18 protein-coding genes are annotated in these 18,530 nt (G+C 73.7%); 16 read left to right on the plus strand and 2 right to left on the minus strand.

Annotated elements, in window-relative coordinates; all coding sequences use genetic code 11:
• Positions 1 to 6: 6 nt before the first annotated feature.
• The 10 genes from AC5RWQ_RS00395 (at position 7) to AC5RWQ_RS00440 (ending at position 10,153) form a co-directional block, all read left to right on the plus strand.
• Positions 7 to 393, plus strand: a complete 387-nt coding sequence (locus tag AC5RWQ_RS00395; protein WP_334482505.1) for a hypothetical protein — start codon at positions 7 to 9, stop codon at positions 391 to 393.
• A gap of 144 nt (positions 394 to 537) precedes the next feature.
• Complete coding sequence (locus AC5RWQ_RS00400; protein ID WP_494280748.1) at positions 538 to 3,372, plus strand: Na+/H+ antiporter subunit A; 2,835 nt, start codon at positions 538 to 540, stop codon at positions 3,370 to 3,372.
• Positions 3,369 to 3,851, plus strand: a complete 483-nt coding sequence (locus AC5RWQ_RS00405) for a Na(+)/H(+) antiporter subunit C (protein ID WP_494280749.1) — start codon at positions 3,369 to 3,371, stop codon at positions 3,849 to 3,851. Before AC5RWQ_RS00400 ends, AC5RWQ_RS00405 begins: the two co-directional genes overlap by 4 nt.
• Positions 3,848 to 5,353 (plus strand): Na+/H+ antiporter subunit D, encoded by a 1,506-nt coding sequence (locus AC5RWQ_RS00410; protein WP_494280750.1) that lies wholly within the window; start codon positions 3,848 to 3,850, stop codon positions 5,351 to 5,353. The genes AC5RWQ_RS00405 and AC5RWQ_RS00410 overlap by 4 nt, the downstream gene beginning before the upstream one ends.
• A complete protein-coding gene (locus tag AC5RWQ_RS00415) occupies positions 5,350 to 5,919 on the plus strand; it encodes a Na+/H+ antiporter subunit E (protein WP_494280751.1) in 570 nt (189 codons plus the stop codon). The genes AC5RWQ_RS00410 and AC5RWQ_RS00415 overlap by 4 nt, the downstream gene beginning before the upstream one ends.
• On the plus strand, positions 5,916 to 6,179 hold the full coding sequence (locus tag AC5RWQ_RS00420; RefSeq protein ID WP_494280752.1) for an MrpF/PhaF family protein: 264 nt from the start codon (positions 5,916 to 5,918) through the stop codon (positions 6,177 to 6,179). The genes AC5RWQ_RS00415 and AC5RWQ_RS00420 overlap by 4 nt, the downstream gene beginning before the upstream one ends.
• Positions 6,176 to 6,517: a monovalent cation/H(+) antiporter subunit G gene (gene mnhG / locus AC5RWQ_RS00425; protein WP_334482492.1), complete on the plus strand. Its 342-nt coding sequence runs from the start codon at positions 6,176 to 6,178 to the stop codon at positions 6,515 to 6,517. The genes AC5RWQ_RS00420 and mnhG overlap by 4 nt, the downstream gene beginning before the upstream one ends.
• A gap of 160 nt (positions 6,518 to 6,677) precedes the next feature.
• Positions 6,678 to 8,036, plus strand: coding sequence for a hemolysin family protein (locus tag AC5RWQ_RS00430; RefSeq protein WP_494280753.1), 1,359 nt, complete (start codon positions 6,678 to 6,680; stop codon positions 8,034 to 8,036).
• Positions 8,033 to 9,097, plus strand: coding sequence for a hemolysin family protein (locus tag AC5RWQ_RS00435; RefSeq protein WP_494280754.1), 1,065 nt, complete (start codon positions 8,033 to 8,035; stop codon positions 9,095 to 9,097). The genes AC5RWQ_RS00430 and AC5RWQ_RS00435 overlap by 4 nt, the downstream gene beginning before the upstream one ends.
• A 132-nt stretch (positions 9,098 to 9,229) precedes the next feature.
• Positions 9,230 to 10,153 carry a sporulation protein gene (locus tag AC5RWQ_RS00440; RefSeq protein ID WP_494280755.1) on the plus strand — a complete coding sequence of 308 codons (924 nt, stop codon included), beginning with the start codon at positions 9,230 to 9,232 and terminating at the stop codon, positions 10,151 to 10,153.
• A gap of 8 nt (positions 10,154 to 10,161) precedes the next feature.
• Here AC5RWQ_RS00440 and leuE read toward each other — a convergent pair whose 3' ends face one another.
• Positions 10,162 to 10,827: a leucine efflux protein LeuE gene (gene leuE / locus AC5RWQ_RS00445; RefSeq protein WP_494280756.1), complete on the minus strand. Its 666-nt coding sequence runs from the start codon at positions 10,825 to 10,827 to the stop codon at positions 10,162 to 10,164.
• 2 nt (positions 10,828 to 10,829) lie between these two features.
• Positions 10,830 to 12,074, minus strand: a complete 1,245-nt coding sequence (locus tag AC5RWQ_RS00450) for a bifunctional pyridoxamine 5'-phosphate oxidase family protein/GNAT family N-acetyltransferase (protein WP_494280757.1) — start codon at positions 12,072 to 12,074, stop codon at positions 10,830 to 10,832.
• A 39-nt stretch (positions 12,075 to 12,113) separates the two neighbouring features.
• Here AC5RWQ_RS00450 and AC5RWQ_RS00455 point away from each other — a divergent pair, with 39 nt between their 5' ends.
• From AC5RWQ_RS00455 to recA, 6 genes are all read left to right on the plus strand, one after another.
• Complete coding sequence (locus tag AC5RWQ_RS00455; protein WP_494280758.1) at positions 12,114 to 13,454, plus strand: aminotransferase class I/II-fold pyridoxal phosphate-dependent enzyme; 1,341 nt, start codon at positions 12,114 to 12,116, stop codon at positions 13,452 to 13,454.
• 264 nt (positions 13,455 to 13,718) lie between these two features.
• The gene (locus AC5RWQ_RS00460) at positions 13,719 to 14,420 is read left to right on the plus strand and encodes a UdgX family uracil-DNA binding protein (RefSeq protein WP_494280759.1); all 702 of its coding nucleotides are present in this window, start codon (positions 13,719 to 13,721) and stop codon (positions 14,418 to 14,420) included.
• A gap of 120 nt (positions 14,421 to 14,540) precedes the next feature.
• Positions 14,541 to 15,683 (plus strand): acyl-CoA dehydrogenase family protein, encoded by a 1,143-nt coding sequence (locus AC5RWQ_RS00465; RefSeq protein ID WP_494280760.1) that lies wholly within the window; start codon positions 14,541 to 14,543, stop codon positions 15,681 to 15,683.
• Positions 15,684 to 15,750: 67 nt separating this feature from the next.
• Complete coding sequence (locus AC5RWQ_RS00470; protein WP_494280761.1) at positions 15,751 to 17,091, plus strand: MFS transporter; 1,341 nt, start codon at positions 15,751 to 15,753, stop codon at positions 17,089 to 17,091.
• 4 nt (positions 17,092 to 17,095) lie between these two features.
• Complete coding sequence (locus AC5RWQ_RS00475) at positions 17,096 to 17,296, plus strand: DUF3046 domain-containing protein (RefSeq protein ID WP_334493228.1); 201 nt, start codon at positions 17,096 to 17,098, stop codon at positions 17,294 to 17,296.
• A 184-nt stretch (positions 17,297 to 17,480) separates the two neighbouring features.
• Entirely contained in the window at positions 17,481 to 18,527 is a 1,047-nt protein-coding gene (gene recA, locus AC5RWQ_RS00480) for a recombinase RecA (RefSeq protein WP_494280762.1), read from the plus strand.
• Positions 18,528 to 18,530 lie beyond the last annotated feature (3 nt).

Consider the following 18,530-nt stretch of genomic DNA (forward strand, 5'->3'; position numbering starts at 1 on the left):
GATCGGATGACCGTGGAGGAGCCCGGCTTCGCGCCCGCCACCGACGTGCTCATCCGCAAGGTCGACAGTCATCTCGCCGCGCTCCGGGCCAGTCTGCGCGGCCCCGAGCTGGAGCTGGCCGAGCAGCTCGCCGGCTGCCTGCGGGAGCTGGTCGTCTCCACCGCCCAGGCCAGCGCCGCCGACCGGGGGCAGGTGCGGGCCGCGGTGCACTACTTCGTGCTCCGCCGGGAGAGCCGGGGCAACCTGCTCTCGGTGCGCTCGCTCGCCGCCGCCCAACGGGTGGTCAACAAGGTCGCCCTCCAGCTCGGCCGCCCCGACCTGCAGGTCGAGACCCGCCGCGACCGCCCGGCCCGGGGGGCGGCGGTTCCCGCCGGCGACATCGCGCTGCGCTGACCCCGCTCGGCGGCCGTGCCCCACCCCGGCCTGACGAGGTGATTTCCGGAAAAGCACCCCTCGCGCGGCGATCTGGCGTGTGATCGGTGCTGACCGGGACATTCCACCCGGTCGCGCGCCGCCAGGTCGACCGGGGGAGGACGCGTGCTCGCCCTGCTGCTCCTCCACCTGTCGGCGGCGCTCGTCGCGCCCCTGCTGGTCCGGTGGTGGGGCCCGCGCGCCTGCTACCCGCTCGCCCTCGTGCCGGCCGCCGCGGTCGGCTGGGCGTTGGCGCGTACCCCGGCGGTCCGCGACGGCGGCGCGGTCGTCGAGACGTACGACTGGATCGGCCAACTGGACCTCGACGTGGCGCTGCGGATGACCACCCTGTCCTGGCTGATGACCCTGCTGGTCGGCGGCGTCGGGGCGTTGGTGCTCGTCTACTGCGGCCGGTACTTCCACCGCGGCGCCAGCGGGCTGGCCCGGTTCGTGGCGGTGCTGGTGGCCTTCGCCGGGGCCATGCTCGGCCTGGTCCTCGCCGACGACCTGCTGCTGCTCTACGTCTTCTGGGAACTCACCACGGTCTTCTCCTACCTGCTGATCGGGCACAGCACGGAGCGGCGCGCCAGCCGGTGGGCCGCCGCCCAGGCGCTCACCGTCACCACCCTGGGCGGGCTGGCGATGCTGCTCGGTTTCCTGATCCTCGGCGGGCACGCCGGGACGTACCGCTGGTCCGAGATCGCCGGTGCCCCGCTGCCCGGGGGCGGGGCGCTGGTCGCCGCGGTGCTGCTGATCCTGACCGGCGCGCTGGCCAAGTCGGCGATCGTGCCGTTCAACGCCTGGCTGCCGGTGGCGATGGCCGCGCCCACCCCGGTCAGCGCCTACCTGCACGCCGCCGCGATGGTGAAGGCGGGCGTCTACCTGATCGGGCTGCTCGCCCCGGTGCTCGCCGACACCACCGGCTGGCGGCCGGTGCTGCTCACCCTGGGCCTGATCACCATGCTCGCCGGCGGCTGGGCGGCGCTGCGCCAGTGCGACCTGAAGCTGCTGCTCGCGTACGGCACGGTGAGCCAGCTCGGCCTGCTCGCCGTGGTGCTCGGGGCCGGCACCGCCGACGCCGCGCTGGCCGGGGTGCTGATGCTCGCCGCACACGCCCTGTTCAAGGCGGCACTGTTCCTGGTCGTCGGCATCATCGACCACGACGTCGGCACCCGTGACCTGCGGGAACTCTCCGGGGTCGGGCGGCGTGCGCCGGTGCTGGCCGCGGTGGCCACCCTCGCCGCGGCGTCCATGGCGGGAGTGCCGCCCCTGCTCGGCTTCGTGGCCAAGGAGGCAGTCTTCGCCGCGTTGGCGTACCGGCCGCTGGTCCTGGCCGGGCTCGTCGCCGGCACCGCGCTCACCGTCGCGTACAGCATCCGGTTCCTCTGGGGCGCCTTCGGCACCCGGGCCGGGATGGCGCCCACCGAGGTGGAACCGGCGCCGCTGCCGATGCTCCTGCCGCCGACCCTGCTCGCCCTCGGCGGGCTGGCCGCCGGTCCCGCGGCGGCCGGGGTGGACGGACTGCTGCGCCCGTACGCCGAGCTCTTCGGCGCCCCGCACGAGAAGCTGGCGCTCTGGCACGGCGTCACCCCCGCGCTCGGCCTGTCGGCGCTGGCGCTCGCCGCCGGCTTCGTGCTGCACGCGGTGCGCGGCCCGCTCTCCCCGGCCCTGGCCCGGCTCCGCTCGCCGGTCGGCGGCAACCAGGGGTACGAGTGGGCGACCCACCAGTTCGACCGGATGGCGATCGAGGTCACCGGCGCCACCCAGCGCGGCTCGCTGCCGCAGTACCTCGGCACCGTACTGCTGGTCCTCGTGCTGGTGCCCGGCGCCGCGCTGCTCAGCACCCGGCCATGGCAGGCCCGGATCGCCCTCTGGGACACCCCGGTGCAGCTGGTGGTGGGCCTGGTGATCGCCGTGGCGGCGCTGCTCGCGCTCGGCGCCCGGCGGCGGCTGACGGCGATGCTGCTGGTCGGGGTGACCGGCTACGGCAGCGCGATGCTCTTCGTGCTGCACGGCGCGCCGGACCTGGCGCTGACCCAGTTCCTGGTGGAGACGGCCACCATCGCGGTCTTCGTGCTGGTGCTGCGACGGCTCCCGGAACGCTTCTCGGCCCGCCCGCTGCGCCGCAGCCGGTGGGTACGGCGGCTGATCGGCGCCGGCGTGGGCGTCGTCCTCGCCGGACTCGCCCTGGTCGCGGCTGACTCCCGCACCGCCGTGCCGATCTCCACCGCCTTCGCAGACCTCGCGGTCCTTCAGGGGTACGGCCGCAACGTGGTCAACGTGACCCTGGTGGACATCCGGGCCTGGGACACGATGGGCGAGATCTCGGTGCTGGTGGTGGCCGCCACCGGGGTGGCCAGCCTGATCTTCGAGCGGTCCCGGACCGGGCCCCGGCCGCGGCGGGCGGAGCCGCAGGCGGACCGGCCCGACGCCCGGCCGACCTGGCTGCGCGGCGGGGCGACCCTGAGCGAGCGGCGCCGTTCCATCGTCTTCGAGGTGGTCACCCGGCTGATCTTCCACACCGTCGTACTCTTCTCGCTCTTCCTCCTCTTCTCCGGCCACAACGCCCCCGGCGGCGGGTTCTCCGGCGGCCTGGTGGCCGGCCTCGCACTGGCCGTCCGCTACCTGGCCGGCGGCCGGTACGAGCTGGCCGAGTCCGCGCCCGTCGGCGCCGGCACGGTGCTCGGCGCCGGGCTGGCCGTCTCGGTCGGTTCCGCCGCGGTGGCCCTGCTGACCACCGGGACGGTGCTGGAGAGCACCCGGGTGAACCTGCCGCTGCCCGGCCTCGGCGAGCCGTACCTGGTGACGTCGCTCTTCTTCGACATCGGCGTGTACCTGATCGTGGTCGGGCTGGTGCTGGACATCCTGCGCAGTCTCGGCGCGGAGGTGGACCGGCACATCGAGGCGGCCGGCAGGTCCGAGCGGGGGCTGGTCGTCGACCGCGAGGAGGACCGGCGGTGAGGGCGGCCGGGGCGGGACCGACGCTGGTCCTGGTGGTCGTCATCGGCGTGCTCGCCGCGACCGGGGTCATCCTGCTGCTGGAGCGGAGCCTGACCCGGATCCTGCTCGGCGTGATCCTGCTCGGCAACGGGGTGAACCTGCTCATCCTGCTCGGCGGCCGGTCGGGCGGCGCGCCGGTGGTGGGGACCGGGCCGGTCGAGGACTTCAGCGACCCGTTGCCGCAGGCGATGGTGCTCACCGCCATCGTGATCACCTTCGGGATCACCGCGTTCCTGGCCGCCGTGGCGTACCGCAGCTGGCACCTGACCGGCGACGACGAGGTGCAGGACGACCTGGAGGACCGGCAGATCATCCGGCTGGCCGAGGAGAACGAGGTCGCCAGTCGGGACCTCGGCGGGGAGGGTCCGGACGGCGACCCGGAACAGGTCGATCCGGAGCCGGCGCGACGCCGGCTGCGCCGGCCCGGCGGTGAGCAGTGACCGAGCTCGTCGCGCTGCCGGTGGTGGTGCCGCTGCTCGGCGCCGCGCTGACCCTGCTCCTGGCCACCTGGCCCCGGGCGCAGCGGACGGTCAGCGTGGTCTGCCTCGCCGCGAACCTCCTCGTGGCGGTGCTGCTGCTGGTCGAGGCGTACCGGCACGGACCGGTGGTGGTGCAGGTGGGCGGCTGGCGGGCGCCGGTGGGGATCGTGCTCGTCGCCGACCAGCTCGCCGCGCTGATGCTGGTGGTCTCCTCGGCGGTGACCCTCTGCGTGCTGTTCTACTCCATCGGCCAGGGGCGCGGGGAGACCAGCGAGTCGGCCCCGGTGAGCATCTTCCACCCGACCTATCTGGTGCTGGTCGCCGGCATCACCAACGCCTTTCTGGCCGGGGACCTGTTCAACCTCTTCGTCGGCTTCGAGATCCTGCTCGCGGCGAGCTTCGTGCTGATCACCCTCGGCAGCACCGAGACGCGGATCCGCACCGGCTCGACGTACGTGGTGGTCAGCCTCCTCTCCTCGATGATCTTCCTGGCCGCGGTGGGGTTGGTGTACGCGGCCACCGGCACCCTCAACATGGCCCAGCTCGCCACCCGGCTCGACGCGCTCCCCGACGGGCTCCGCCTGGGCCTGCAGCTGATGCTGCTGCTCGCCTTCGGCGTGAAGGCGGCGGTCTTCCCGGTCTCCGCCTGGCTGCCGGACAGCTACCCGACCGCCCCCGCCCCGGTGACCGCCGTCTTCGCCGGCCTGCTCACCAAGGTCGGCGTGTACGCGATCATCCGGACCGAGACGCTGCTCTTCCCCGGCGGCCAGGTCTCCGGGCCGCTGATGGTGGTGGCCGGACTGACCATGCTGGTCGGGGTCCTCGGCGCGGTGGCCCAGTCCGACATGAAGCGGCTCTTCTCGTTCACCCTGGTCAGCCACATCGGCTACATGATCTTCGGGGTGGCGTTGAGCACCGCCGCCGGGCTCTCCGGCGCGATCTTCTACGTGGTGCACCACATCACCATCCAGACCACCCTCTTCCTCGTCGCCGGGCTGGTCGAGGAGCGGGCCGGCAGCACCGACCTGCGCCGGCTCGGCGGCCTGGCCCGGGTGGCCCCGCTGCTGGCGGTGCTCTTCTTCGTGCCCGCGATGAACCTGGCCGGAATCCCGCCCTTCTCCGGCTTCCTCGGCAAGCTCGGCCTGCTCCAGGCCGGGGTGGCCAGCGGCGGCGGGCTGCCCTGGGCGCTGGTGGTCGCCGGCACGGTGACCAGCCTGCTCACCCTCTACGCCGCCTCCCGGGTGTGGAACATCGCGTTCTGGCGGGCCCCGCGACTGGCCACCGCCGAACCGCTGGTCAGGCTGCCCGCGCTGATGGTGGGCGCCACCGCCGCCCTGGTGGTGCTCGGCCTGGCGCTCACCCTCGCCGCCGGGCCGCTGTTCCGGGTCACCGCCGACGCCGCGGCCGACCTGCGCCAGCGCACCCCGTACGTGCGGGCGGTCTTCCCGGACGGTGTGCCGTGACCGGGCCGGCACCCGGCCGCTTCGGGCGCTGGCGGGACCAGCTGATCGCGCTCGGCTGGCTGGTCGTCGTCTGGAACCTGCTCTGGGGGCGGTTCTCCTGGGGCAACCTGGTCGGCGGCGTGCTGGTCGGCTCGGCGGTGCTGCTGTTCTTCCCGCTGCCGCCGGTTTCCTTCGGCGGCCGGGTGCGCCCCCGCGCGCTGCTGGCGCTGGCCGGCAGCTTCGTCGTTGAGCTGGTCAGCGCCAGCATCCACGTCGCCGCGATCGCGGTACGCCCCGGCTGCCGGCCGCGCGGCGCGATCATCGCGGTGCCGATGCGGATCCGCACCGACCTCAACCTGGCGCTCACCGCCGAACTGCTCTCGCTGGTCCCGGGCACCCTGATCATCGAGGTGGACCGGGACGACGGCGTGCTCTACGTGCACGTGCTCGACGTCCGCCGGCCGGAGGACCTGACCGACAGCCGGGACCGGGTCCTCGCCGTGGAGGAACGGATCGTCCGCGCGGTCGGCTCCGCCGCCGAGCTGCGCCAGCTCACCGACCCACCCGCCGACCGGAGGTACCCGTGACCACCGCCCTCGCCGTCGTGCTGACCGTGCTCCTCTCGGTCACCGCGCTGCTCGCCCTGGCCCGGATCTACCGTGGCCCGTCGCTGCTCGACCGGGTGATCGCCGCCGACCTGCTGCTCGCCACCATGCTCGGCGCGGTCGGCGCGGAGGCCGCGGTGACCAGGTACGCCACCACGCTGCCCGTGCTGGTGGTGCTTTCCCTGCTCGGCTTCGTCGGCTCGGTGGCCCTGGTCCGCTTCGCCGTCCGGGAGGAGTCGTGAGCGCGGGCACGGTCGCCGACTGGCTGGGCGGGCTGGCACTGGTCGCCGGCGCGCTGCTCAGCCTCGCCGCCGGGATCGGGGTGCTGCGTTTCCCGGACGTGCTGGACCGGATGCACGCGGCCACCAAGCCGCAGGTGCTCGGGGTGCTGCTCCTGCTGCTCGGGCTGGCGCTGCGGCTGCGTACCCCGGCGGATCTCGGCATGATCGCGCTGGTCGGGATCTTTCAGCTCGCGACCGCCCCGGTCGCCGCGCAGATGATCGGCCGGGCCGCCTACCGCTCCGGCCGGGTCAACCGTGAGCTGCTCGATGTCGACCAGCTCGCCGATCCGCGCCGATAGGGGACGAGCAGGCCCTTTATCCCCACCTTCAGCGGGCGCTCAGTCAGCCCCGATACAATTGCCGCATGATCGACTCCTCTGCCCAGGAGGGCAGCAGTAGCCAGCCGGGTCGTGCCCGGCATCCCTTGGCCACGACGTCCCCGGGAGCCCTGAGCGACCCGTGTTGATCGTCGTCGGTCTCGTACTCATCATCGTTCTCACCGCCGCCACCGGCTACTTCGTGGCCCAGGAGTTCGGCTACGTCGCCGTGGACCGCGGCAAGCTCAAACAGCAGGCCGAGGCCGGTGACCAGGCGGCCGTCCGGGCCCTCGAGGTCACCGGCCGGCTGTCGTTCATGCTCTCCGGCGCGCAGCTCGGCATCACCGTGACCGCCCTGCTGGTCGGTTACGTCGCCGAGCCCTACCTGGGCGCCGGGCTCTCCGAACTGCTCGGCGGCGTGGGCGTCTCCACCGCCGTCAGCCTGCCGGTGTCGGTCGTTCTCGCCCTGGTCATCGCCACCGTGGTGCAGATGGTCCTCGGCGAACTGGCGCCCAAGAACCTGGCCATCGCCCGCGCCGAACCCCTGGCCCGGGCGCTGAGCCGGTCCACGCTGATCTACCTCCGGCTGGCCGGGCCGCTGATCACCCTCTTCGACCGGGCCGCCGTCCGGCTGCTGCGCCGGGTCGGCATCGAGCCGATCGAGGAGCTGCCCAGCGGCGCCACCCCGGAGGACCTCGAGCAGATCATCGCCGAGTCCCGCGAGGAGGGGCGCCTCGACGCCGAGATGTCCGACCTGCTCGACCGGGGGCTCGACTTCCGTGAGCTCACCGCCGGGGAGGCCATGGTGCCCCGGGTCGACGTGCACACCGTGCGGGCCCACGAGCCGGTCAGCCGGGTGGTCGAGCTGCTCGACACCGGCCACTCCCGCTTCCCGGTACGCGGCGCCGAGGGCGTCGACGACCTGATCGGCGTGGTCGGCATCTCCGACGTACTCGGCGTACCCCCGGCGGAGCGCGCGACCACCCCGGTCACCGCGGTGGCCGTACCCCCGTTGCTGGTGCCCGAGACGCTGCCGCTGCCGACGGTGCTGGACCGGCTCCGGTCCGGGCACCGGCAGCTGGCCTGCGTGGTCGACGAGTACGGCGGCTTCGCCGGCGTCATCACGCTGGAGGACATCGCCGAGGAACTGGTCGGCCCGATCCGCGACGAGGACGACCCGCCGGAGCGCGCCGCCGCCCGGCAGGAGGACGGCTCCTGGGTGGTGCCGGCCCGCTGGCGGATCGACGAGGTCGCCGACAGCACCGGCATCGAACTGCCCGAGGCCCCCGAGTACGACACCCTCTCCGGGCTGGTCATGCGGGAGCTGGGCCGGGTGCCGGAGATCGGTGACCGGTTGGAGATCAGCCTGACCGCCGACGGCGAGGAGCCCGACGACCGGCCGAAAGCCCTGGTCGAGGTGCTCGCGGTGGATCGGCACGTGGCCGACTCGGTGCGGCTCAGCATGGCCGGTGCCGCGCGGGACGGGAAGGACGCCGCATGAGCCCCCTGCTCGCCCTGCTGATCTCGGTGCTGCTCCTAGCCCTCAACGGCTTCTTCGTGGCCGCCGAGTTCGCCCTGGTGGCTTCCAAGCGCTACCGACTGGAGCACGCGGCGACCGGTGGCGGCCGGGCGGCCCGGGCCGCGCTGGACGGCGTCCGGGAACTTTCCCTGATGCTCGCCGGCGCGCAGCTCGGCATCACGCTGTGCACCCTGGGGCTCGGTGCGCTCGCCGAACCCGCGATCGAGCACCTGCTCAGCCCCCTGCTGAACGTGGTCGGGCTGCCGGACGCGGCCAGCCACCTCATCGCGCTGGTCTTCGCGCTGGCGCTGGTGACGTTCCTGCACCTGGTGGTCGGCGAGATGGCCCCGAAGTCGTGGGCGATCACCGACGCCGAGCGCTCGGCGACGCTGCTGGCCCTGCCGTTCCGGGCCTTCGCCCGGGTCGCCCGGCCCGTGCTGTCGGCGCTCAACGCGCTCGCCAACGGCATCCTGCGACTGGTCGGGGTGCAGCAGCAGGACCAGCTCGCCCAGGTGCACGGCCCCGACGAGCTGCGCATCCTGCTGGAGCAGTCCCGCGAGCACGGGCTGCTCGGGGCGGAGCAGCACGAGCTGCTGACCAGCATGCTGGAGTTGCAGGGCACCACGGTGGCCGACGTGATGGAACCGTTCGACCGGATCGTCACGGTCCATCGCGGCGACTCCGCCGAGCGGATCGAGCAGGTCAGCCGCGACAGCGGCCGGTCCCGGCTGGCGGTGGTCGACACCGGCGGTGAGGTCTGCGGGCTGGTGCACGTCCGCGAGGCGGTCCGCGCGGTCACCACCGGCCGGGCGGCGACCGCCGGTGACCTGATGACCCGGTCGTTCACCCTGCCCGGGACCTCGTCGGTCACCGAGGCGGTGGCCGCGATGCGGGCCGACCAGGCCCAGCTGGCGCTGGTACGCAACGGCGGCGGCCCCACCCGGCCGATCGGTTTCGTGGCGCTGGAGGACCTCCTCGAGGAGGTCATCGGCGAGTTCGACGACGAGACCGACCCGGTGCCCCGGGGGCGGCGCCTGCGCTGACGTAACCGTCCGTCCGACGGGTCCCCCACGACCCGGCGGCCGGTCCGTGTTCCCGGGGCTCGCCGGGGGAGGAGTGCCGGGGCGGTCGCCGGGAAAGCCGATCCCGACAGCCGACGGGACGGGGGCGGACGGATGCGGTTGACCGGGGTGTCGCGGGAGTCCGGCTGGACCGGGCTCTCGGTGAGCACCACGCTGACCAACCCGAGCACCCGTCCGGGTCTGCGCCTGCCGGGTCGGGTGACGCTCGCCGCCGGCCCGGACGACGTGCCGGTCCGGCACATCCGGCTCGGGCTGGTCGCCACCGCCGAACCGGAGGATCCGGGCAGTCCGCGTCGTCTGGTCCAGTACCACCAGGTGCCGATCGCGGGTCGGTTCGTCGTACCGGCCGGGCGGCGGCGGGCGGTCGACTTCGCCCTGCCGCTGCCCTGGGAGACCCCGGTGACGATCTTCGGCGGGGTGCCGTTGATGAGCCTGCGTACCGGGCTGCGGACCGAGGTGTCCGTGGATCCGGAGCTGGACCAGGGGGCGATGGTGCCGCTCTTCGTCCACCCGCTCCCCACCCAGCAGCACATCCTGGCCGCGTTGGACACCCTCGGCTTCGTGATGCGCCAGGCGGGCCTGGTCCAGGGTCGGCTGCCCGGGGTGGAGCAGACCCTGCCCGTGCACCAGCGGCTCGGTTACTGGGTGGGGCCGCTCTACGCCGGCCCGATCGTCGAGCTGGAGCTGATCTTCGTGGCCAACGCGGCCGGCCTGGAGCTGCTCCTCTGGCTGGACCGCCGGCTCTCGCTGACCGGGATCAGCCACCAGAGCATCAGCCGGTTCCGGATCTGGCACGCCGGCGCCGACCAGCGGGACTGGGTCGCGGTGGTGGACGGCTGGCTGCGAGAGGCGATCAACCGGCACGCGGCGGCTGCCTCGGACGCCCACTGGTCGGCCCGGATCACCGAGTCCGCCCACGTCAGCCGCCCGCCCGACGAGCCGGTCGCCCCCGGGTACGGCCTCGGCGGCACGGCCGGGGGCGGCGGCATCGGCGGTGGCGGCGGCGACGGCACCTGACCCCGCGCTCAGACGGAGGCGGTGGCGAGTTTCAGGCTGAAGCCGAGGAAGAGCACCGCGACCCCGGTGGTCGCCCCGGCGGCCAGCCGGCGCCGACGCCGGAACTGGGCGGCCAGGAAGGTGCCGGCGAAGATCAGCGCGGTGAGGTAGAGCGCGCTGGTGACCTGCGCGATCAACCCGAGGAGCAGGAACGACAACGCGGGCCAGGCGTACCCCGGGTCGACGAACTGGATGAAGAACGAGATGAAGAAGAGGATCGCCTTCGGGTTGAGCAGGCTGATCACCAGCGCCCGGCGGAACGGGCTGCGCATCGCCGCCGGCTCCGCCGCGTCGATCAGCCGCGGCGCGTCCGGGTCGTTGCGGTCGCGCCAGCGTCGCCAGGCGCCGCGCAGCATCATCACCCCGACGTACCCGAGGTACGCCGCGCCCGCGTACTTGATCACCAGGAAGAGCGGCGGGAACGCCTTGAGCAGCGACGCCACCCCGGCGGCGGAGAGGATCATCAGCGCGGCGTCGCCGACGAACACCCCGCCGGCGGCCCGGTAGCCGGCCCCCACGCCGCGCTTGGCGGCGGTGGAGAGCACGAAGAGCGAGTTGGGCCCGGGCAGCAGGATGATCGCCACGGTCCCCAGTACGTACGTCCAGATGTCGGTGATGCCCAGCACGCCCGCCATCCTCACCCCACCGGTGCCGTACGACGAAGCCTTTTCCGGAGCCTGACCTGTGCGTTTGGCCACTCCGAGGCGGTCATCGAGTAGACGGCCGAGTCCCGCCAGGAGCCGTCGGCGCGGCGCCGGTTGGACCGCAGCGTCCCGTCCCGGGTGGCGCCGAGCCGCTCGATAGCCCGCTGCGACCGCTCGTTGAGTACGTCGGTCTGCCACGTCACCCGCACCGCGCCCAGTTCCTCGAAGGCCCGGGTGAGCAGCAGCAGCTTCGCCTCGGTGTTGATCCCGGTCCGCCACCAGGGCCGGCCGAGCATTGTCCCGCCGATCTCCACCGACGGCGCGGGTTCCTCGGGCAGGTAGGAGCTGGTGCCGACGACGGCTCCGGTGACGGCGCACCGCAGCACCCACGGCGTCCGCTCGCCCCGGTGGTTCGCCTCCAGCACCGTCCCGATGAACGCCGCCGTCTCCGCGGGGTCGCCCGGCCGGCGCGGGTTGCCGATGTACCTCCACACCTCCGGGTCATCGAGGGCGGCGTACAGCTCCTCGGCGTGGGCGAGGTCGAGCGGTTCCAGCACCACGTGCTCGCCGCGCAGCACCACCGGCTCGAGCCAGGGCGAGCGGGCCGGTCGCAGGTACGCCGGCACCGGCGCGGTGACCCCGGCGTCCGGCTGCGGCACCCCGGCGGTGAGCCGCAGCGGCACCAGCCCCGCCCAGTACGGCAGGTCGAGGTCGGCCGGGTCGTCGCGGACGCCGCCGGTGCGGGAACGCACCGACACCTCGCGCAGGGGCAGCGCCAGCACGGCCGTCTCGGCCAGTTCGCGGCGGCTCGGGGGCCGACTGTCCGCGCTGCGCCCCGCGGCCACCTTCTCCACCAGCGCGGTGAGCACCCGGGCCTTTTCGGCGTCGTTGGCGACCAGGTGCGCGGTCCCGTGCGCGACCACCGACCGGTAGTTGGCGCTGTGGTGGAACTGGGATCGGCCGTAGACCAGCCCGTCGAGCAGCGTCACCGTGACGCAGATCGGCAGGCCGGCGTCGCCCCGGGCGGCGAGCAGGGGCCGGCTGCCGGTGGAGCCGTGCAAATAGAGGGTGTCGCCGACCCGCACGTGCAGGGTGGGCAGCAGGCGGGGCTCGCCGTCGACGGTGAAGCCGAGCACGCAGTGGTATGCCTCGTCGAGGACCGTGTGCGCGGCGGCCCGGTCGTAGCTCATCCGCTCCCGCGAGCGGCTGGCGGTGGTCCGTGCGGTCGGGGGGTACATGCGACATCCCGCCTTTTGTTCTAGTACAATATCGAAACTGTGGCAGCACATTATCAGATCGGCGGGACGACGTCGGCCGCGATTTCGGCGAGTGTGGAAACCGGCATCCGCACCGGCGCGCTCGCGGCGGGCGCCCCGCTGCCCGCGGTCCGGGCCCTCGCCGCCGAGCTGGCGGTCAGCCCCGCCACCGTCGCCCGGGCCTACCAGGAGCTGCGCCAGCGCGGCCTGGTCGCCACCGCGGGCCGGCACGGCACCCGGGTGCGACCCCGACCGCCGGTCGCCGGCCGCCGCTCCGCGTGGCACCCGGCGCCGGCGGCCGGCACCCGCGACCTCTCCCAGGGCCAACCCGACCCCCGGCTGCTGCCACCACTCGGTCCGCACCTGGCCGCTCTCGCCGCCGAGATCGGCCCGCCCACGGGGTACGCCACGACGGCCGTGCTCCCGGCGCTCGCCGCGGCGGCCCGGGAGCGCCTGACCGCCGACGGGGTGCCCGACGGTGAGATCACCGTGACCGGGGGCGCGCTCGACGGGATCGAACGACTGCTCACCGCCCACCTGCGCCCCGGCGACGCGGTCGCGGTGGAGGACCCGGGCTGGGCCAACCTGCTCGACCTGGTCGCCGCGCTGGGCCTGCGCCCGATCGGGGTGCCGGTCGACGACGAGGGCCCCACCGAGGCCGGGGTGCGCGACGCCCTGGCCCTGGGGGCGCGGGCGCTGGTGGTGACCAGTCGCGCGCAGAACCCGACCGGCGCCGCGATCTCCGCCGACCGGGCCGGCGCGCTGCGCGAGCTGCTCGCCGGCCGTTCCGACCTGCTGCTGATCGAGGACGACCACGCCGCCGAGCTGGCCCGGGTGCCGCTGCACCCGCTCGCCGCGGCCACCGGGGCCTGGGCCTTCGTCCGGTCGGCGAGCAAGCCCTACGGGCCGGATCTGCGACTGGCGGTGCTCGCCGGCGACGAGGCCACGGTGGCCAGGGTGGCCGGCCGGGCCCGGCTCGGCGCCGGCTGGGTCTCCACCGTGCTGCAACGTCTCGTCCTGGCGCTCTGGCGCGACCCGGCCACCGCCGCCCTGGTGCAGCGGGCGGGGGAGAGCTACGAGCGGCGCCGGGACGGGCTCCTCGACGCGCTCGCCGCCCGGGGCCTCACCGGGCACGGCCACACCGGCATCAACGTCTGGCTCCCGGTGCCGGACGAGACGGCGGTGGTGACCGCCCTGCGCGACGCCGGCTGGTCGGTCGCTCCCGGGGCGCTCTACCGGCTCGGCGCCGCTCCCGGGGTCCGGGTCACCGTGAGCCCGCTCGACGACGCCGACGTGGCGCCGCTCGCCGACGCGGTGGCCCGGGCGGTGCATCCCGCTGCGCCGGGTGGTTTCACCGCATGACCGGGATCTTGACCGGTCCCGGCCCGGCATGGCCCTGGCGTTTCGGGGTAAGCCCGGCCGGGAGGTGGGTGACCATGGCTGCGCCCAGGTCGAAGACGGGTCTGTGGATCGCGATCGCCGTTGCGGTGATCGTGGTGATCGTGTTGATCGCGCTCGCGCGCGGTGGTGGTGGCGGCGGCGGAGGATACTGACGCCGCCGCCGGGCGGCGGTTACGGCGGGGCCGGATCCGACGGCACCGATGAAACCGGTATATAACAATCGACATGGCCGAAACCGAAAGCGCACCCGGTGCTCAGCAGTTCATTCCGCCCCAGGCCGACACCCTGGACGAGCTGCGCGCCGCGGCTGCCGGCTGCCGGGGCTGCGAGCTCTACCGGGACGCCACCCAGACCGTCTTCGGGCGGGGCGACGAGAGCGCCCGGGTGGTTTTCGTCGGCGAGCAGCCCGGCGACCTGGAGGACCAGAAGGGCCTGCCCTTCGTCGGCCCGGCCGGCCGGCTGCTGCGCAAGGCGGTCGACGACGCCGGGCTCGACCCGGGGCAGCTGTACATCACGAACGCCGTGAAGCACTTCCGGCACGAGCTGCGAGGCAAGCGACGCATCCACCAGAGCCCCGACCGGTTGCACATCACCGCCTGCCGGCCGTGGCTGGTCGCCGAGTTCGCCCGGCTCCGACCCGACGTGGTGGTGGTGCTCGGCGCGACCGCCGCCAAGGCGCTGCTCGGCCCCGCGTTCCGGGTCACCCGCCAGCGCGGCGAGCTGCTGCCGTGGCCGGCGTCCGCCCAGCATCCGGAGGACTTCGCCGGGGTGCCGGTGGACAGCGCCGGGAAGGTCGCCGACGCCCCCGCGGCCCGGCTGCTGGCCACCATCCACCCGTCCGCGGTGCTGCGCGCCGACGACCAGGACAAGGCGTACGACGGGCTGGTCGCCGACCTGACCGTGGCCGCCGGCGCCCTGGCCGCCTGACGGCGTTCCCGCCCGCGCCCGGCCGTTGCGTCCCCTCGGGCCACCGCTCGGTGCCGGTCGGGAAGGTTGGCGACCCGGGCCCCCTGGGCAGCACGGGTGAGCGGTGCCACACTGGCCGCCATGGAGCAGCATCTCTACGAACCCGTCCACGAGGAGTTCCGCGACCTGTGCCGGGAGTTCCTGGCCCGCGAGGCGGTGCCGTACCACGAGCGGTGGGAGGCCGACGGCATCGTCGACCGGGGGGTGTGGCGCAAGGCCGGGGCGGCCGGGCTGCTCGGGATGGACGTCGACACCGATCTCGGCGGCGGCGGGCAGCGCGACTTCCGGTTCAACGCGGTGCTGGACGAGGAGATCGTCGCCTCGGGCTGCTCGGGCCTCGGCTTCGGCCTGCACAACGACGTGGTGGCGCCGTATCTGACCGAGCTGGCCAGCGACGAGCAGCGTAAGCGCTGGTTGCCGGGCTTCTGCTCCGGCGACCTGGTCACCGCGATCGCGATGAGCGAACCGGGCGCCGGCAGCGACCTGGCGGGGATCCGCACCAGCGCGGTCCGCGACGGCGACGAGTGGGTGCTCAACGGGCAGAAGACGTTCATCACCAACGGGGAGATGGCCGACCTGGTGATCGTGGTGGTGCGGACCGCGCCGGACCAGGGCGCGCACGGGGTCAGCCTGGTCGCGGTGGAGACCGGTACCCCCGGGTTCAGCCGGGGCCGGCGCCTGGCCAAGGTGGGCCTGAAGGCGAACGACACGGCCGAGCTCTTCTTCGACGACTGCCGGGTGCCGGCGGAGAACCTGATCGGCACCGAGAACCACGGCTTCTACCATCTGATGGCGAACTTGCCCCGGGAGCGGCTCAGCATCGCCGTCGCGGCGGTGGCCGCGGCGGAGAAGCTGCTCGCGGTGACCCTCGACTACGCCCGCTCGCGCGAGGCGTTCGGCCGGCCGATCGGGAAGTTCCAGCACAACCGGTTCCTCCTGGCCGAGCTGGACACGGAGGTCACCATCGCGCGGACCTTCGTCAACCACTGCGTCGCCGAGTTCAACGCCGGCCGGCTGTCGGTGACCGACGCGGCGAAGGCCAAGTGGTGGACCACCGAACTGCAGAACAAGGTCGCCGACCGCTGCGTGCAGCTGCACGGCGGCTACGGCTTCATGCTGGAGTACCCGGTGGCGAAGGCCTGGCTGGACGGGCGGGTGCAGACCATCTACGGCGGTACCACCGAGATCATGAAGGAGATCATCGGCCGGGGGCTCGGCCTGTAGCGAAACCGGGTGCCGGCATGTCGGTCGGGTGCGCAAGGATGGGTCACCCCTTACCGAGGAGTCGCCGATGGCCACCGACCTGACCGTCCCGGTCGCCGCGCCCGACGTCGCGTCGATCCAGCGGCGGACCCTGCGACTGCTCTTCACCACCCAGATCATCGGCGGGATCGGCGTCACCATCGGGGTCTCCGTGGGGGCGCTGCTGGCCGCCCGGGTCGCCGGCACCGCGGTGGCCGGGCTCGCGCAGAGCTGCGCCGTGGTCGGGGCCGCGCTGCTCGCCGTCCCGGTCACCCGGATCATGACCGGGCACGGCCGCCGGCCCGGCCTCGCCGTGGCGTACGCCGTCGGGGCCGTCGGCGGGGTGCTCGTGGTGCTCTCGGCGGTCACCCGGTTCGTGCCGCTGCTCTTCCTCGGCATGCTGCTCTTCGGCGGCGGCACCGCGGCGAACCTCCAGGCCCGCTACACCGCGGTGGACCTCGCCGAGCCGGCCCGTCGGGGGCGGCAGCTGTCGCTGATCGTCTGGGCCACCACCATCGGGGCGGTCACCGCGCCGAACTTCGCCGCGCTCGCCGACGGGGTCACCCGGAGCTGGGGGCTGCCCGCGCTGGCCGGCCCGTTCGCGTTCAGCGCGGCCGCGTTCGTGCTCGCCGCCGGCGTACTCCTGGTCCTGCTGCGGCCCGACCCGCTGCTCACCGCGCGCCGGGTGGCGGCGGCCGCGGCCCCACCGGCCGCCGCCGGGCCGGACCTCACCCCGCCGGCGGAGGCGGTGGCCGCAGCGGCGGAGCCGGCCCGGCGCGGCGCGGGGATGCGGGCGGCCCGGCGGGTGGTACGCGAGCGGCCCGGCGCCCGGCTCGGCATCGCCGCGGTCGCGGTGGGCCACCTGGTGATGGTCGCGGTGATGTCGATGACCCCGGTACGCCTCGGCGAGTCGCACTCCGACGCCGACGTGCTGCGGGTGGTGGGGGTGGTGCTGAGCCTGCACATCGCCGGCATGTATGCGCTCTCCCCGCTGGTGGGCTGGCTCACCGACCGGTGGGGGCGTCGCGCCGTCATCCTGGGCGGGGTCGGGACGCTGCTGGCCGCGTGCGCGGTCGCCGGGACCGCCGGGCACCACACCGCCCGGCTCTCGGTCGGCCTGGTCCTGCTCGGGCTGGGCTGGTCCGGCACCATGGTGGCCGGCTCCACGCTGCTGTCGGAGTCGGTCCCGGCGGCCGTGCGGCCCAGCGTGCAGGGGCTCTCCGACCTGGTGATGGGGCTGGCCGGGGCCGGGGCGGCCGCGCTGAGCGGGTTTGTCATGCGGGCGGCGGGTTATCCGACCCTCACCCTGCTCGCGGCGATCGCGGTGGTGCCCCTGGTGGCGCTAGCGTTGCGGCCGGTGCCGCGCAGGGCACCCGACGAGGAGGACTGATCACGTGCGGCTGACCGACTTCTGGGCCCGGTTGGAGGAGGCGTTCGGCCCCGGCTACGCGGCCAGCATCGCCCGCGACCAGGTGCTCTCCCAGCTCGGCGGTCGGACCATCGAGCAGGCGTTGAGATCGGGTGAGCAGACCCACGTGGTCTGGCGCGCGGTCTGTGCCGCCTACCCCGACCGGGTGCCCGCGCGGCTGCGCTGAGCAGCCGGCTCCCCGGTTCCGCGTGTCGCTTACCGAGTCGTACACCTGTTCGGCTATTGTCCACAGCGGGGTGCTCGTCCACAGCTCACGGCCCGTCGGCTGGTTTTCTGTCGGACCCAGCGCCTAGCGTGTCCGCGTGACGCGAAGCTCAGGAAAGACGCCGGCGAAGGCAGGGGTGGCAAACATGGCCGCAGGGCCCGATCGGGAGAAGGCACTCGACCTTGCTCTCGCTCAGATCGACAAGCAGTTCGGCAAGGGTTCGGTGATGCGGCTTGGGGAGCGGCCGGTCATCCAGACCTCGGTGATCCCCACCGGCTCGATCGCCCTCGACGTGGCGCTCGGCGTGGGCGGTCTGCCCCGCGGCAGGGTCGTCGAGATCTACGGTCCCGAGTCCAGCGGTAAGACCACGGTCGCCCTGCACGCGGTGGCCAACGCCCAGCGGGCCGGCGGCATCGCCGCCTTCATCGACGCCGAGCACGCGCTCGACCCGGATTACGCGAAGGCCCTCGGCGTCGACACCGACGCCCTGCTGGTCTCCCAGCCGGACACCGGCGAGCAGGCGCTGGAGATCACGGACATGCTGGTCCGCTCCGGCGCGATCGACATCGTCGTGATCGACTCGGTGGCGGCCCTGGTGCCGCGCGCCGAGATCGAGGGCGAGATGGGCGACAGCCACGTGGGTCTGCAGGCCCGGCTGATGAGCCAGGCGCTGCGGAAGATCACCGGTGTGCTCAACAACACCGGCACCACGGCGATCTTCATCAACCAGCTCCGCGAGAAGATCGGCGTGATGTTCGGCAGCCCGGAGACCACCACCGGTGGTCGGGCGCTGAAGTTCTACGCCTCGGTCCGGCTCGACGTGCGCCGCATCGAGAGCCTCAAGGACGGCACCGACGTGGTCGGTAACCGCACCCGGGTCAAGGTCGTGAAGAACAAGGTCGCCGCGCCGTTCAAGCAGGCCGAGTTCGACATCATGTACGGCAAGGGCATCTCCCGCGAGGGCTCGCTGATCGACGTCGGCGTGGAGCAGGCGATCATCCGCAAGTCCGGCGCCTGGTACACCTACGACGGTGACCAGCTGGGCCAGGGCAAGGAGAAGGCCCGGGAGTTCCTCAAGGAGAACCCGGACGTGGCCGCCGAGATCGAGAAGAAGATCCTGGAGAAGCTCGGCGTCGGGGTCGGCGCGAGCGACGCCGCCGGTGGCCCCGAGCTGCCGCCGGTCGACTTCTGATCG

It is taken from the genome of Micromonospora sp. BS32, assembly GCF_059089345.1.

Coding starts and splice junctions, on each gene's coding strand:
- AC5RWQ_RS00395 (WP_334482505.1), top strand. CDS start 7: ATGACCGTGGAGGAGCCCGGCTTCGCGCCCGCCACCGACGTGCTCATC.
- AC5RWQ_RS00435 (WP_494280754.1), top strand. CDS start 8,033: ATGAGCCCCCTGCTCGCCCTGCTGATCTCGGTGCTGCTCCTAGCCCTC.
- AC5RWQ_RS00440 (WP_494280755.1), top strand. CDS start 9,230: ATGCGGTTGACCGGGGTGTCGCGGGAGTCCGGCTGGACCGGGCTCTCG.
- leuE (WP_494280756.1), bottom strand. CDS start 10,827: ATGGCGGGCGTGCTGGGCATCACCGACATCTGGACGTACGTACTGGGG.
- AC5RWQ_RS00450 (WP_494280757.1), bottom strand. CDS start 12,074: ATGTACCCCCCGACCGCACGGACCACCGCCAGCCGCTCGCGGGAGCGG.
- AC5RWQ_RS00460 (WP_494280759.1), top strand. CDS start 13,719: ATGGCCGAAACCGAAAGCGCACCCGGTGCTCAGCAGTTCATTCCGCCC.
- AC5RWQ_RS00465 (WP_494280760.1), top strand. CDS start 14,541: ATGGAGCAGCATCTCTACGAACCCGTCCACGAGGAGTTCCGCGACCTG.
- AC5RWQ_RS00470 (WP_494280761.1), top strand. CDS start 15,751: ATGGCCACCGACCTGACCGTCCCGGTCGCCGCGCCCGACGTCGCGTCG.
- recA (WP_494280762.1), top strand. CDS start 17,481: ATGGCCGCAGGGCCCGATCGGGAGAAGGCACTCGACCTTGCTCTCGCT.